The sequence below is a fragment of the Cryobacterium suzukii genome (assembly GCF_004403185.1).
GTDB lineage: Bacteria > Actinomycetota > Actinomycetes > Actinomycetales > Microbacteriaceae > Cryobacterium > Cryobacterium suzukii.
On the sequence record NZ_SOHJ01000004.1, the window covers coordinates 327,440 to 341,981 of the forward strand.

At 66.7% G+C, this 14,542-nt stretch carries 15 protein-coding genes; 7 read left to right on the forward strand and 8 right to left on the reverse strand.

The window, feature by feature from the left end:
- Nucleotide 1: 1 nt before the first annotated feature.
- The 4 genes from E3T39_RS05935 to E3T39_RS05950 all read right to left on the reverse strand — a co-directional run bounded on the left by E3T39_RS05935 (nt 2) and on the right by E3T39_RS05950 (nt 4,572).
- On the reverse strand, nt 2-304 hold the full coding sequence (locus E3T39_RS05935; RefSeq protein ID WP_134513786.1) for a rhodanese-like domain-containing protein: 303 nt from the start codon (nt 302-304) through the stop codon (nt 2-4).
- Nucleotides 301-1,953 carry an FAD-dependent oxidoreductase gene (locus E3T39_RS05940; RefSeq protein WP_134513787.1) on the reverse strand — a complete coding sequence of 551 codons (1,653 nt, stop codon included), beginning with the start codon at nt 1,951-1,953 and terminating at the stop codon, nt 301-303. Before E3T39_RS05940 ends, E3T39_RS05935 begins: the two co-directional genes overlap by 4 nt.
- A gap of 166 nt (nt 1,954-2,119) precedes the next feature.
- Nucleotides 2,120-4,348, reverse strand: a complete 2,229-nt coding sequence (locus tag E3T39_RS05945; RefSeq protein WP_134513788.1) for a heavy metal translocating P-type ATPase — start codon at nt 4,346-4,348, stop codon at nt 2,120-2,122.
- Nucleotides 4,348-4,572, reverse strand: a complete 225-nt coding sequence (locus tag E3T39_RS05950) for a heavy-metal-associated domain-containing protein (RefSeq protein WP_134513789.1) — start codon at nt 4,570-4,572, stop codon at nt 4,348-4,350. The genes E3T39_RS05945 and E3T39_RS05950 overlap by 1 nt, the downstream gene beginning before the upstream one ends.
- A gap of 136 nt (nt 4,573-4,708) precedes the next feature.
- Here E3T39_RS05950 and E3T39_RS05955 point away from each other — a divergent pair, with 136 nt between their 5' ends.
- On the forward strand, nt 4,709-5,017 hold the full coding sequence (locus E3T39_RS05955) for a metal-sensitive transcriptional regulator (RefSeq protein ID WP_134513790.1): 309 nt from the start codon (nt 4,709-4,711) through the stop codon (nt 5,015-5,017).
- A 93-nt stretch (nt 5,018-5,110) separates the two neighbouring features.
- Entirely contained in the window at nt 5,111-5,797 is a 687-nt protein-coding gene (locus E3T39_RS05960; protein ID WP_134513791.1) for a response regulator, read from the forward strand.
- Here E3T39_RS05960 and E3T39_RS05965 read toward each other — a convergent pair.
- Together E3T39_RS05965 and E3T39_RS05970 are read right to left on the reverse strand one after the other, a co-directional pair.
- Nucleotides 5,697-7,463, reverse strand: a complete 1,767-nt coding sequence (locus tag E3T39_RS05965) for a GAF domain-containing sensor histidine kinase (RefSeq protein ID WP_134513792.1) — start codon at nt 7,461-7,463, stop codon at nt 5,697-5,699. The genes E3T39_RS05960 and E3T39_RS05965 overlap by 101 nt on opposite strands.
- A 61-nt stretch (nt 7,464-7,524) precedes the next feature.
- Complete coding sequence (locus tag E3T39_RS05970; protein ID WP_134513793.1) at nt 7,525-8,379, reverse strand: universal stress protein; 855 nt, start codon at nt 8,377-8,379, stop codon at nt 7,525-7,527.
- Nucleotides 8,380-8,649: 270 nt separating this feature from the next.
- Here E3T39_RS05970 and E3T39_RS05975 point away from each other — a divergent pair, with 270 nt between their 5' ends.
- The 4 genes from E3T39_RS05975 (at nt 8,650) to E3T39_RS05990 (ending at nt 12,380) form a co-directional block, all read left to right on the forward strand.
- On the forward strand, nt 8,650-9,705 hold the full coding sequence (locus E3T39_RS05975) for a zinc-dependent alcohol dehydrogenase family protein (protein WP_134513794.1): 1,056 nt from the start codon (nt 8,650-8,652) through the stop codon (nt 9,703-9,705).
- A gap of 23 nt (nt 9,706-9,728) precedes the next feature.
- A complete protein-coding gene (locus E3T39_RS05980; RefSeq protein WP_134513795.1) occupies nt 9,729-10,262 on the forward strand; it encodes a flavodoxin family protein in 534 nt (177 codons plus the stop codon).
- 130 nt (nt 10,263-10,392) lie between these two features.
- Nucleotides 10,393-11,256, forward strand: a complete 864-nt coding sequence (locus E3T39_RS05985) for a universal stress protein (protein ID WP_134513796.1) — start codon at nt 10,393-10,395, stop codon at nt 11,254-11,256.
- A 173-nt stretch (nt 11,257-11,429) separates the two neighbouring features.
- Nucleotides 11,430-12,380, forward strand: a complete 951-nt coding sequence (locus tag E3T39_RS05990) for a hypothetical protein (protein WP_134513797.1) — start codon at nt 11,430-11,432, stop codon at nt 12,378-12,380.
- Here the strand turns inward: E3T39_RS05990 and E3T39_RS05995 are convergent.
- Complete coding sequence (locus tag E3T39_RS05995) at nt 12,377-13,159, reverse strand: NUDIX hydrolase (protein ID WP_134513798.1); 783 nt, start codon at nt 13,157-13,159, stop codon at nt 12,377-12,379. The genes E3T39_RS05990 and E3T39_RS05995 overlap by 4 nt on opposite strands.
- A 295-nt stretch (nt 13,160-13,454) precedes the next feature.
- Between E3T39_RS05995 and E3T39_RS06005 the strand changes: the two genes are divergently transcribed.
- Nucleotides 13,455-14,219 (forward strand): MBL fold metallo-hydrolase, encoded by a 765-nt coding sequence (locus E3T39_RS06005; protein ID WP_134513800.1) that lies wholly within the window; start codon nt 13,455-13,457, stop codon nt 14,217-14,219.
- A gap of 9 nt (nt 14,220-14,228) precedes the next feature.
- Here E3T39_RS06005 and E3T39_RS16110 read toward each other — a convergent pair whose 3' ends face one another.
- The gene (locus E3T39_RS16110) at nt 14,229-14,384 is read right to left on the reverse strand and encodes a hypothetical protein (RefSeq protein ID WP_166784052.1); all 156 of its coding nucleotides are present in this window, start codon (nt 14,382-14,384) and stop codon (nt 14,229-14,231) included.
- Nucleotides 14,385-14,542: the final 158 nt, after the last annotated feature.

Here is a 14,542-nt window from a genome sequence, read left to right on the forward strand (position 1 = left end):
CTCAGGCCCCCTGCTCGGTCGGAAGCCCGGCCTGCTGCCAGGCCGTCGTTCCGCCGGCAATGTTGACGGCATCGTGGCCGTGGGCCGCGAGATACTCGGTCACCTGCGCGCTGCGACCGCCGAGGGCGCAGATGACGTGCACCGGAACATCCGCTGGAATCTCGCCGATTCGCCCGACAACCTCGCCCATCGGAATGTGAATCACGCCGGGGACGTGGGCGGCTTCGTACTCCCCGGGTTCGCGTACGTCGATGACGACGGGTTCAACGAGCGCGGACAGTTCGGTGACGGTGATTTCTTTCATGCGAGGGCTCTTTCCAAAATGGGTGAGGTGACAGTTCCGGCGAGCCAGGTTCGGTAGCCGCCGTCGAGGTTGCGCACGTCGAATCCGTGCTGGGTGAGAATGCGGGCCGCGGTGTGGCCGCGCTGGCCGACCTGGCAGTGCACGATCAGCGGTACCTTCGGCAGGTCATCGAGCCGTTCGCGCAGGTCCTCGAGCGACACATTGAGCGCGCCGGGAATGCTGCCAGCGGCAAATTCCCCGGCCGAGCGCACGTCAACGAGCACGGCGCCAGCAGCGCGGGCCTCCGCCAGCTCGTGCCACTGCAGGGTCATGCTGGTGCCCTGGGCCAGGTTCGAAGCCACATAGCCGAGCTGGTTGATCGGGTCTTTCGCCGAGGCATACTGCGGCGCATAGGCGAGTTCCAGACGCGTTAAAGCGGATGCGCTCAGCCCCGCCGCCATCGCAACCGCGATCACATCGATGCGCTTGTCCACTCCCTCACCGCCCACGATCTGGGCGCCGAGAATTGCATCTGTCGAGGCGTCGATGAGCAGCTTGATGGACATACCCTCCGCGCCGGGAAAATACCCCGCATGGTTGGCGGGGTGCGTGTGCGCGATCCGGTGGGCGCGCGAGGCCGCGACGAGTCGCTTCTCGTTCCAGCCGACCGTGGCCACGGTCAGGCCGAAGATCCCGACAATTCCGGCGCCGACGGCCGGGGCGGCCTGCTCGGGGGTGCCGGCGATACTGTCGGCGACCGAGCGTCCGTGGCGATTCGCGAGGCCGGCCATGGTGACGAGCGTGCCGGAGCCGCTGACGGCATCCGTTTTCTCGACGCCGTCGCCGACCGCGAAGATGAGCGGGTCGCTCGTGGCCTGCGTGCCGTCGACCCAGATGCCGCCGCTCTCGCCGATGCGGAGGCCAGCCCGCTCGGCGAGGGTCACGTCGGGGCGCACTCCGCTCGCGTCGATCACGAGGTCGGCGGACACTGTGGTTCCGTCGCTGAGCTCAACGCTGTTCCCGGAACCCCCGGTGACAGTGGTGTTCAGCCGCACATCGACGCCGCGTTCACGCAGCCGATCGAGCACGGGCGCAGCCATTTCGGGGTCGAGCGGAGTGAAGATCTGCGGCCCGCGCTGCACGAGCGTGACCTGCACGCCGCGGAGCACAAGGTTCTCGATGGCTTCGAGGCCGATGAATCCGCCGCCGATCACCACGGCGGATGCCGCGTCGGCCTGCGCCAGCACCGCGGTGATGTGGTCGACGTCGTCGACGGTGCGCAGGGTGTGGGTGGGAATGGTGCTGTCGCTTGTCCCGGAACGGGCCGAGGCGCCAGCGGCGAGCACGAGGCGGTCGTAGTGCTCGACGCTCTCTTCATCGGTGAGCACATTGCGCACCGAGACGGTCTGGGCCGCACGGTCGATTTCTACGACCTCGGTGTCGATGCGCACGTCGAGCGCGAAGCGGGCCTCGAGGGATTCAGGGGTCTGCAGCAGCAGTTCATCGCGATTACGGATGACTCCCCCCACGAAATACGGCAGGCCACAGTTCGCGAACGATACGTAGTGGCCACGCTCGAACACGATGATCTCGGCGCTCTCGTCGAGCCGGCGCAACCTGGTAGCCGCCGACATTCCGCCCGCAACTCCGCCTACGATGATGATTTTCATGTGTACCTCCGCACCAAAGATACCCCATGGGGTATCTGCGCACAAGGCCGCGCGGCACGGCATCCGCTCGCCGGGCCCACCTTATGAACGTGGGCCCAGTCTATAAACTGGGCCCACGGTCGGGGCCAGGGCCCCGTCCGCAAAACAAGACACACGCTGCCAGCGCTTAGGCGGTCGGCAGCGCCCGGAACCCGCGCAGGCGCAGGCTGTTGGTCACCACGAAGACCGACGACAGGGCCATCGCAGCGCCGGCGATCAGCGGATTGAGCAACCCGGCCATCGCGAGCGGAATCGCCGCGACGTTGTAGGCGAAGGCCCAGAACAAGTTGGCTTTGATCGTCGAGAGGGTGCGGCGCGACAAGCGGATGGCGTCCGCTGCGGCCAGCAGATCGCTGCGCATGAGGGTGAGGTCGCTCGCCTCAATGGCGACGTCGGTGCCAGACCCCATTGCAATGCCGAGGTCAGCTGTGGCTAGGGCGACGGCATCGTTCACGCCGTCGCCGACCATCGCGACCACGTGCCCTTTCGCCTGCAAGTCACGAATCACCCGCGCCTTATCGGCGGGCAGCACCCCGGCGGTCACGTCGGTGATGCCGACCTCGGCAGCGACACTCTGCGCGACGGCAGCATTGTCACCGGTCACCAGCAAGGGGGTCAGCCCGAGCGCGCGAAACCGGGCAACCGCAGCGACGCTCGTGGGCTTTAGAGTGTCGGCGACGGTGATCACGCCGCGCACCTGACCGTCCCACGCCACCATGACGGCGGTCTTGCCGAGCCCCTCGGCGGTGCCCATCACGGCCTGCATCTCGGTCGGCACGGTCAGCCCCCACCGATCGATTAGCCACACGGGCCGCCCGACCAGAATCTGCCGGCCGTCAACCGTGGCCTGCACCCCGAGCCCCTGGTCCGACAGGAACGCTGAAGACGAGGGCACCGCGCCCAGTCGCGAACGAGCGCCCGCCGTAATCGCCCGCGCAATCGGATGCTCCGACCCACTTTCCGCAGCCCCCGCCAGCCGCAGCAGCTCGTCTTCAGAACCAGGCTCGTGCGCCACGGCGCCCGCCAGCATCATGCGCCCAGTGGTGACGGTGCCGGTCTTGTCGAGAACGATCGTGTCGACGCGGCGCGTGGACTCGAGAACCTGCGGCCCCTTGATCAGAATGCCCAGCTGCGCGCCGCGCCCGGTGCCCACGAGCAGAGCGGTCGGCGTGGCGAGCCCGAGCGCGCACGGGCAGGCGATAATGAGCGTCGCCACGGCCGCGGTGAATGCCATCGCCGGCCCGGCGCCGACCAGCAGCCAGCCGGCCAGCGTGGCCAGGGCGAGCCCGATCACGATCGGCACGAAGATGCCGGAAACCCGGTCGGCCAGGCGCTGCACCTCGGCCTTGCCGGTCTGCGCCTGCTCGACCAGCCGGCCGATCTGGGCCAGCTCGGTATTGGCGCCGACCTGCGTCGCCCGCACTACGAGCCGTCCGCCGGAGTTCAGCGTGGCACCCACAACACTGTCGCCTGGCCCAACCTCCAGTGGCACCGATTCGCCAGTGAGCAGGCTCGCATCGATAGCACTCGAGCCGTCGACGATCACCCCGTCGGTCGCAACCTTCTCCCCCGGCCGCACGACAAATTGGTCACCAACCACGAGCAGGGCGGTGCTGATGCGGCTCTCCACGCCGTCTCGCAACAGCGTGGTCTCCTTCGCGCCGAGTTCAAGCAGTGCCGTGAGTGCCGCGCCGGAGTTGCGCTTGGCTCGTGCTTCCGCGTAGCGACCGGCCAGAATAAACACGGTGACAGCGGATGCGACCTCGAGATAGATCTCATCGGCGCCACTACCCGGAGTGGCCGAGAAGGTGAAGCTCATGGTCATTCCGGCCATCCCGGCCATGCCAAAGAACAGGGCGTAGAGCGACCATCCGAGGGCGGCGAGCACGCCGACGCTGACCAGGGTGTCCATGGTTGCAGCGCCGTGGCGGGCGTTCACCCAGGCGGCGCGGTGGAACGGCCAGGCGCCCCAGATGGCGACCGGAGCCGCCAGGGTGAGGGCCAGCCACTGCCAGTTCGGGAACTGCAGCACGGGAATCATCGACAGGGCGGCAACCGGCAGGGTCAGCGCGGCCGAGATCAGCAGGCGCTGGCGCAGGGACGCTACCTCGAGGGAGCCGGCATCCTGAACGACAACAGCGGCCGGCAACGCGGCCGTGTAGCCGGTGGCTTCAATGGTCTTGATGGCGTCGTCAACGCTCGTACCCGCGGGCACGAAAACGCTCGCCTTCTCGGTGGCGTAGTTGACCGTGGCGGCCACCCCTGGCATCCGGTTGAGCTTCTTCTCAATGCGGGAAGCGCACGAGGTGCAGGTCATGCCCCCAACGAGCAGGTCAACCTGTTGGCCGGCGGTCATCAGGCAGCGGCTACCAGCTGGTAGCCCGCCTCCTCAACGGCCGCGGCGACCAGGGTTCGGTCCAGTTCCGACGTGCTCGTAACGGTGACCTGCGAGGTGCCCCCCTTGACGAGTTCCACGGTGACGCTCTCGGCGCCAGCAATGAGTTCGATCTCTTCGGTCACGCTCGCGACGCAGTGGCCGCAGGTCATTCCGTCAACGCCGTACGCGGTCGTTATGCTCATGGTCGTTCCTCACTGTCTCGTATCCTCGAACGGGGTACTCATTCGAGCATACCCCTTGGGGGTACCGTTTCCCCTACTATACCCCGAGGGGGTACACTCGACTATGGGGTTCACGAGCAACGCAGAGGATAGTGTCATGAGCGATTCCGAGAGCCACGACGGCCCGCACGGCTACATCTCGAACAAAGACGCCTATCTCAAGCGACTTCGCCGCATCGAGGGCCAGGCTCGCGGCCTGCAGGGCATGGTCACCGACGACAAGTACTGCATCGACATTCTCACCCAGATTTCAGCCATGACGAGCGCCCTCGAATCGGTCGCTCTGGGCCTGCTCGATGATCACCTCAACCACTGTGTATTGCACGCGGCCATGGCCGGTGGCACCGAAGCCGAGGCCAAGCTGAAGGAGGCCTCGGCGGCCATTGCGCGGTTGGTGCGTTCTTAGAGGACCGGACCTTTGGCCCTATTCGCCGGGCCCAGCCACACGCAAGACTGTTAATACGTATCGAGCCAGCGTGCCCATTCGGGAAGGACTACCATGAACCTGCCGCACAGCGCGCCCCAGACGACGGCCGAGGCAACGCCCACCGCTCCCATCCGCGTGTTCATTCTCGACGACCACGAGCTGGTGCGGCGCGGCTTGCGTGAACTGCTCGAGGGTGAGGGTTTCGACGTCGTCGCCGACTCCGGCCTGGCCGCGGAAGCCACCGTCCTGATCCCGGAGCTGCGCCCCGACGTGGCCATTCTCGACGCCCGCCTTCCCGACGGCACCGGAATCGAGGTCTGTCGCGACGTGCGCTCGGTCAATCCGGCATTGCAGTGCCTCATTCTCACGAGCTACGACGACGAGCAGGCGTTGCGCGGCGCGGTGCTGGCAGGCGCGGCGGGCTACGTGCTGAAAGAGATCCGCAGCACCGACCTGCTGGGCAAGATCCGCCGCGCCGCCGCCGGTGAATCCCTATTTGACCCAGCGGTCAAGGCTGGCATCATCGCGGGCCTGGCCGATCCACAAGACGCCCGCCTCGCGTCGCTCACAGCGCAGGAGCGCAAGGTGCTCGACCTGATCGGTGAGGGCTTGACCAACCGTGAGATCGGTCAAACCATGTTTCTGGCCGAAAAGACCGTCAAGAACTACGTGTCTTCGATGCTGGCGAAACTGGATTTTCAGCGCCGAACCCAGGCTGCCGTGTACGTTGCGAAACGTGGAGACGAACACCAACGGTAACCTCCGGAACCGGTGCCGACCAGCGCAGCCGCGTTCCCTCGCCCACAACGCTGCGCACCGAGAACTTTCCGCCGAGAAGCATCGCACGCTCCTTGAGATTGTCCAGGCCGCTGCGGTGGGTCAACTTACTGAAACCGCAGCCGTTATCGGCGATGACCAACTTGATACGATCATTCTGAGCGTCAACCGAAATGTCGATCGTGCTCGCCTGGGAATGCCGCGCCGCGTTGCTGAGCCCCTCCGAGATCACGGCGAGCAGACTGCTGCTGAGGTCATCGGCGAGCGGAACATCGATCGGCCCCGACAAGCGGATGCGCGGCGCAAACGGCAGGCTCGCCGCCCCCTCCTTAATCACGGCCAGAATACGACTGCTCAGCGTGCCGGTGTCCTGCGCCATCCCGCGCAGCGAATAAATCGTGTCGCGCAGCTCCCGAATAGTGTCATCGAGCTCGTTCGTGACCGCGTTGATGCGCTCCAGCGCGATCGGATCATTGGTGAACCGCCGCAGGCTCTGCATGCTGAGCCCGGCGGCGAATAGCCGCTGAATGACCAAATCGTGCAGGTCGCGGGCAATACGGTCACGGTCGCCGAGCACTGCCTGCTCCTCGCGCATGCGGTGCACAGAGGCCAGTTCGAGGGCGAGTGACACCTGGGTACCGAAGACCGCGCTCATCTCCACATCGGTGAGGCTGTATCCAGCGGATGCCGGTGCCCGCGACAGCAGAATCACGCCCTGCCCATCCCCGGCTGGCCCCAGAGCAGCAATGAGCGTGGACCCCAGGCGCGACCACGCCGCGGCCGAGCCGCGCGCAGCATCCGCATTCTGCAGGGGCGGCTTGACGAGCATGGCGGACCGTCCGGTGGCCTGCAGCTCGCTCAGCACGCCGACCTGCAACAGCACGGTCGTGCCGACCAGCGCTGACGCGGCAGCACCGGTCTCCGCCGTGCCAGCTGCAGCTGCAGCTGCGCAGTACAGGCTGTCGCCAGAGGGAAACCCGATCACGGCCAGGTCGGCGCCGGACGCCACGAGTGCCCGCTGAACAACCAGGTCGAGGCCGTTGTCTTCGCCGTCAACGGGTCGCAGCAGGTCACGGCCCATCGCAGCGACCGCCTCAAGCCAGCGGGAGCGGGCGCGGGACTCATCGTAGAGGCGCGCGTTCTCGATCGTGACGCCGGCGGCCGCGGCGAGCGCGACGGCCAGGGTCTGGTCTTCGTCGGTGAAGTCCCCGCCACCCTCCTTCTCGGTGAGATACAGGTTGCCGAAGACTGTGTCGCGCACCCGCACCGGAACACCGAGGAACGATTTCATCGGCGGGTGATGGGCGGGAAAGCCGAAGGAGTCTGGGTGGTCGTGCAGGTCATGCAGACGAATGGGGTGCGGTTCCCGAATGAGCAACCCGAGCACGCCGTGCCCGACCGGAAGAGCCCCGATCTGCCGAACGGTCTCCTCGTCGAAGCCGACCGTGATGAAGTGACTCAGGGCCTGGCCAGTGCCGATTACGCCGAGGGCGCCGTACCGCGCCTGCACGAGCTCGCAGGCCGCGGTGATGACGCGTTCCAGCACGGCCTCCAGACTGAGGTCTTCGGCCACCGAAACGACGGCGTCGAGCAGACCTCGCATGCGGTCCTGGGTGAGGGCGAGTTCGGCGGCGGTCTGATCGGTCATAGTCGCCCCGCCCTCATGCCATCTGGTGCTCTAACCTTGGCACGATTTCGTGGCAGTGGAGCTACTTATGGGTGGTTCTGGTGACAATTGTCGGGCAGGTGATGTGCAGCAGCACCTCGTGGCTGACCGACCCCATCAGCAAGCGCTGCAGCGAGCCCCGGCCCCGGCTTCCAATGACGAGCAACTGGGCCTTTTTGGCGGCCGCGACGAGTGCCCTGGCCGGCGACTCGTCGGTTTCGAGAACCTGATGCACCACCAGGTCAGGGTATTGAGTCGTCAGACCCGCCACGGACTCGGCGAGCACCACACGTTCCTCCTCCATGCGCTCGGTCACGGCGTCGGCTGGAATGCTGCGCAATACCCGGCGATTCGGCAGGTGCACCGCGTACAGGGCATAGAGTTCCTGACCGGTACGGTCGGCCTCGGCGGCTGCGAACGCCACGGCGGCGACCGAATCAGCGGAGCCGTCGACGCCGACGTAGACGCCGGTTCGCTCGGTTTCGGGCAGCGCGGGGATGACGGCGACCGGAGAGGTCGACAGTGCCGCGACCTGCAGGCTCACGCTGCCGAACAATTCACCTTCGAACCGACCCTTGCGATCGGTGCCGACGACGATGAGGGCTGCGTCTTTCGACAGCTCGCTGAGCACGCGCGGCGCACTGCCCGTGCGCAGCTCGGTGTGGGTGGTGACCGCGGGCGCGAGGGTCTTGGCGCGGGCGCCGGCATCGGCGAGCAGCTTCTTTTCGGCGTCGAGAATGTTGTCGTAGTAGCCGTAACCGTCGGCCAGCCAGGTTTCATACACGGTGTGCATGAGCGTCACCGGACTTTTGACATTGTTAGCCCGGGCCATAGCCCAGGCGAGGGCGGTTTCGCCGGCGGCCGAGTCATCGATGCCAACCACAATCATCCGGTTCATTGCTCTACCTCGTTCTTGATCGCAAGTCGCAGGCCGCAGGTCGCAGCAGTGAAGTCCTCCGCCACGAAGTAGGAGCTGATGCCCCATCGCCTCACGCCTATTCTGTCAGCCGTTCGTGCCAACACATAGGGCCGGAAGTCCCCAATAGCTGACCAATCTGCGGCCTCGGCGGGGCGGGACTTTCGGCCCTAGTTGCCGGCGACCGTTCGGTCATACCGTGGCTCTGACGGGATTTTTGCCCGTCCGCAATCCAAGAATCAAGGAGAACCCGTGAAGGCACTCGTATATGGTGGCCCCGGCCAGAAGAGCTGGACCGACGTTCCTGACCCGACGCTGCACAGCCCGACCGATGCCATCGTGCGCGTGGAGACGACCACGATCTGCGGCACCGACCTGCACATTCTCAAGGGCGACGTTCCGGCTGTGACCGTCGGGCGTATCCTCGGCCATGAGGGCGTTGGCACTATCACCGAGGTCGGTTCAGCGGTCAGTAACCTGAAAGTCGGCGACCGCGTCATCATCTCCTGCATCAAGAGCTGCGGACACTGCAGTAATTGCAGCAGCGGCCTCTACTCGCACTGCCTCGGCGACGAGGGCGCCTCCGGCATCGGCTGGGTCTTCGGCCACCTGATCGACGGTACCCAGGCCGAGTTCGTGCGCGTGCCCTACGCGGACAACTCCCTGCACAAGCTGCCGGAGGGCGTCAGCGACGACCAGGGCGTCATGCTCAGCGACATACTGCCGACCGGTTTTGAAATCGGCGTTCAGTACGGCCGGGTCAAGCCCGGCGATGTCGTCGCCGTCATCGGCGCCGGGCCGGTCGGCCTGGCCGCCATTGCCACCGCCGGCCTTTACGGCGCAGCGAGCATCATCGCCATCGACCTCGACGAGAACCGTCTCGAGCAGGCCCGCTCCTTTGGCGCGACCGACACCGTCGTCTCCGGTGCCGCCGATTGGAAAGACCAGGTACTCGCACTAACCGACGGCGCCGGGGTCGACGTCGCGATCGAGGCCGTCGGCATTCCGGCGACCTTCACCATGGCCACCGAGATCGTGCGCCCGGGCGGCAACATCGCCAACGTCGGCGTGCACGGCAAGCCGGTCGACCTGCACCTCGAAAACCTCTGGATTCAAAACATCAACATCAGCATGGGCCTGGTCAACGCCAACACCACGAAGATGTTGCTCAAGCTCGTCGCGAGCAAGAAGCTGCCGGCCGAGAAACTGGCCACTCACCACTTCAATTTCGACCAGTTCCTCGAGGCCTACGACACTTTCGGCCGCGCCGCCGAAACAAAGGCACTCAAGGTCGTCATCACCCGCTAACAACGTTTTCCCTGGAGGTTTCTATGCGCGCCCTGATCGTCTACGAATCGATGTACGGCAACACCCGTCTCGTCGCGGAAGCGATCGGGCGCGGCCTGGCCCCGGCCGAGGTGATTCTGGTGCCCGCCGCCCAGGCCGCCGGGGTGGACCTCACACAGGTCGACCTGCTCGTGGTCGGCGGCCCCACCCACGTGCACGGCATGAGCCGGCCCAGCACCCGCCAGGGCGCCATCGACGCCGCCGTCACGCCCCAGCGCACCCTGCACCTCGAAGCGGATGCCGCCGGCAGCGGCGTGCGCGAATGGCTCGAGTCCCTCCGCGGGCTGGCCTGCCACGCCGCGGCATTCGACACCCGCCAGGAGGGTCCGATTCTGCTGACCGGACACGCCGCCAAGAGCATCGACAAGCACCTGCTCGAGGCGGGGGCCGATCGTGTTGCCGCTGGTGAGAGTTTTCTGGTGACCAAGAATACCGCCCTGATGCCGGGCGAGGTTCGCCGCGCCGAGGCGTGGGGCGCCATGCTGCGGCAGCGCACGCAAGCTGCGGCATCCGTTTGAGTCATCAGGCGTGATGTGACTTAAGGCCCTACTCGAGGGCGCCGGCGATGGCTAACGTGAAGAACACTCGTTGGTGACGCTCGCACGACATTCCCGCTCGTGGCCCACCGCCGGAGAAGGGATTGAGCTCATGACGCACACGCTCACACGGAGCCAGACGGTGGTTGCCTGGGACGGGTCAGACCCCGCTCGGGCGGCCCTGGATTGGTCACTCGCCCGCTGCAACGACGGCGAACTCACCCTGGTGCGCATCCTCGACCGCACCGTGTCGTCGGCGGACTACTTCACCGAGGAGTCCACCACCGTGCGCGCCCGCGAGACGCTCAAGGACGACGCCGACCGGGTGAGCGCAAAATACCCGGACCTCTCCGTGCACGCCGATCTGCGCTCCGGGGACCCGATCACCGAACTGCGCGCGTTGAGCGGATGCGACACCATCGTTGTGGTCGGAACGCACCGTCGCCGCGGGTCGACCCTGCGCTACGAATGGTCGATGGGCGCCCGACTGGCCGGTTCGGCTCGGGGACCGATCGCGATTATCCCGGAGAGCGACAACAAACATCACGCGGGTGTCGTGGTCGGCGTCGACGGATCTGCGGCCGCGAACGCCGCCGTGGACTTCGCCGCACTGGAGGCCGACCGCACCGGCCAGGAACTGCACGCGATCCACGCGTGGCAGGAGCCGCTCGTCTGGCGCGACACGACCGAACCCGACGCTCGGTTTCTGCAGACGCTGGAGAACTCCCACAGGCGCATCCTCGATGAATCACTGCTCACCGTGGCCCGCCGTTATCCGGCGCTGTCGATTCGTGCCTCGCTCGTGCGCGGCGCGCCGCAATCGGCGCTGCTCGACGCTGCCCGTGGGGCCGCGCTGCTCGTCGTCGGCGACCACGGGCAGAAGGGCATCTCGAAGCTACTGCTCGGCTCGGTGAGCCACTCGATTGTGCTGAACATCCAGTCGCCCATGGTGGTCATCCCCGCCCCGACCGCCTGACCGGACTCCTCTCGCAGGTCGCCCTGCGCGGGGCCAACGCCCGTGCGCATCCGTTTCCCTCGAACCGGCTGGTGAGTTCGCGGCACTCGTGAAGGACGCGGGCACCCCGAGGAACGCGTGCCCGCTTCCCTAACGCGTGCCGCGACGCGACCCACCGCGGTTAGGGTTTTGGTATGAGCCTTTTCGCGCAGACCCGTCGTTACGTGCGCAATCTGGCGACCGGGATGGCCCTCATCGGGCTCGCGGCCACGCTGGTCGCGCTGCCGGCGGCGCCGGTCGCCGCCGCACCGCTGTCGGCGGCAGCAGCAGCGGGTGACCCGACAACCGACCCGGCACCGATCGACCCGGCTACCTTCGACCCCGGTCTCATCATCAGCGATTTCAACTTCTTCAACCCGGACGCCCTCACCGAGAGCGGCATCCAGGATTTTCTCGAACAGCGCTCCTGCCAGCCGAGCGACGGAGTGCCCTGCCTCTGGGAGTTCCGCGAAACCACGACCAGCCAGCCGGCCAAGGGTGACGGGCACTGCCTGCCCTACACCGGCGCCGAGAACGAAACGGCCGCCCGGATCATCGCGAAGATCGCGGCGGCCTGCACGATCAGCCCCGAGGTCTTGCTGGTATTGCTGCAGAAGGAACAGTCTCTGCTGACCCGACCGAGCGCATCCGGTTATCTGCGCGCCACCGGCTACGGCTGCCCGGACACCGCGGACTGCGACGCCCAATATTTCGGTTTCTTCAACCAGGTCTATAACGCGGCCTGGCAGTTTCGGCAGTACACCCAGGAGCCTGACCGGGCGTTCAAAATAGGCAGTGTTGACGTGGGTTTCAACCCCGACGCCGAATGCGGGGCCTCCGCCGTCGCCGTCAAGAACCAGGCCACCGCCAACCTGTATAACTACACGCCGTACCAGCCCAACGCGGTTGCCGTCGCGAATGCCGGCGACGAGGGCGACGGATGCTCGACCTACGGCAACCTCAATTTCTGGCTGTTCTATAACGACTGGTTCGGGGATTCGACCCTCGAACCGTTCTCGGTGATGTTCGACGACTGCCTCAACTTCGTCGGCGGCCAGGGCTGTGCGCCCGCGTCACTGCTGCCCAGGGTCACCGCTGCCGGCTAGCTCAGGCTGTACACCCACGGCATCCGGCCGATCTCGAGGCGGTGCCGCCCGCCCGCCTGCTCGGCAAGCGCGTCATCGGCGAAGGCGACATCCCCCGCCCAGAACAGCGCCGGCCCCCGCTCGCTCGCACCGAGCCGGGTTTCGTAGTGCGCCAGAGGGCGCTGCCCGGCACTCGCCACGATGTCGGCCACGGCCCCGTATCCCTGCAGGCCGTGCAGGGTCACCCAGGTCGGCGCCACGAGGGTCATCAAAGCGGATGCGTGCCGCTCCAGCGCCTCCGCCGGCCGTAGCCAGGCGTAGTCGATGACCTCATCCTCGGCGAGCACGATGGTGCCGGGCGGTGCCGTGGTGAGGTAGAACCAGGTGCGCAGTCGCTTGGGGACGCTGCGCGGCGGCACCCACACCGCCGTCGCGACGAGAGCCTCTGGCATGACCTCGAGCCCGGTTTCTTCCCGCACCTCGCGCACGGCAGCCCGACGGGCGGCGAGCTGTTCGACGGCCTCCGCCGCCGGGCCAAGCCCGTCAGGCAGGCCCACCGAGCCGCGGCCGGCCGTCTGCTCACCCGCGCTGGCGGGGTCAGCCGGGGCCGCGGCATCCGCTGCACGTCTGTCCTCCGGGTCGACGCCGCCGCCAGGAAACACCCACGCGCCGGCGAAAGACCCACGGTGACGGGGGCGTTCGAGCAGCAGCACTTCGGGCCCGGTGGAACTGTCGCGCAGCAAGACCACGGTCGCCGCAACCCCTAGTAGTGGTTGCGCTGCCTCGGTATCTCGCGTCATCGCTGGTCCTTTGGGTCGGGTCGTGCCGTCTCCTCCACACTAACGCCGGGGATCGCTGGCTACCCGGCCAGTTGGCTGAAAGTACGCCGAAGCGAATCGCCGGCGCCACGAGGGTTTTGTCGCTGTTTCGGGGCAAGGAGTAGTGACACATCATGAAGGCAGCTCGTTTTCACGGCCCGGCCGACATTCGCATCGAGGACATTCCCGCACCCGAACTTCGACCGGGAGCCGTAACCATAAACCGACGGCACCTGCAGTCGGGGGCGCCGCCGATCGCGGCAGTAGGCTGCCTTCTATGCCCGCCACACAGCGCACGAGCCCGCTCACCCGCAGCGTGCTCGCGCCAAATGCCGGTCCGATGACGCTCGACGGCACCAACAGCTACCTCATCGGCGCGCCCGACGCGAAAACGATCGTCGTCGTCGACCCTGGCCCGCTCGAAGAGGGCCACCTGGCCGCCCTGACCGCCGCCGGTCGGGTCGAACTCGTGCTGATCACACACCGGCACGCCGATCACACGGCGGCGAGCGTTCGATTCGCGAAGCTCACCGGGGCCCCGGTGCGGGCCTTCGATTCGGCCTTCTGCGTGAATGGTGACCCACTCAGCGACGGGGAGCTGATTGCGGCCGCCGGCACCAGCATCCGGGTATTAGCCACCCCCGGGCACACCGACGACTCGGTCTCCCTGCACCTGCCGGGAGACGGCGCCGGCGGCTCCGTACTGACCGGAGACACCATTCTCGGCCGTGGAACGTCGATCATCGACGGCACCCTCGCCGACTACCTGGCTTCCCTCGAGGCCCTGCGCGCGCTCGGTCCGGCCATAGTTCTACCCGCGCATGGCCCGGTGCTGCCCGACCTCGCTGCCATCTGCTCGGCCTACCTCGCGCATCGCCACGAGCGTCTCGATCAGGTGCGCGCCGCGCTCGCCACGCTCGGTTCTGCGGCGACCGTTGCGCAGGTCACCGACGCGGTCTACTCGCAGACGGATGCCGCGGTGCGGTTCGCCGCGGAGGCATCCGTTCGCGCGCAGCTGGTCTACCTGCGCGACCCGCGGTGACCGAGCTCGCTACTTGCCGGGCTTCTTGTTCTCGAGGGACCGGCCTGCCGCCAGGGCGCGGGCCCTGGCACCGGCAGTGTCTGCAGCAGCGCTAAATCGGGCATTTCTGATCCCCGAGCTGGCGGTTCGGGCAACCTTGTTGCTCTGTTTGGGATTTTGGGCCATGGTGCATTTTCCAATCACGTGAAACCGGGAGGTGACTCCTTGTTAAACACTATCGGTGCCTCACACCCCGGTCACAACTCCTGCAATCTGTCTCGATGGTATTCAACGCTCCCGTCATTACGCGGATCTGATCATCCGGGTTGAGAAATTGCAGGAGT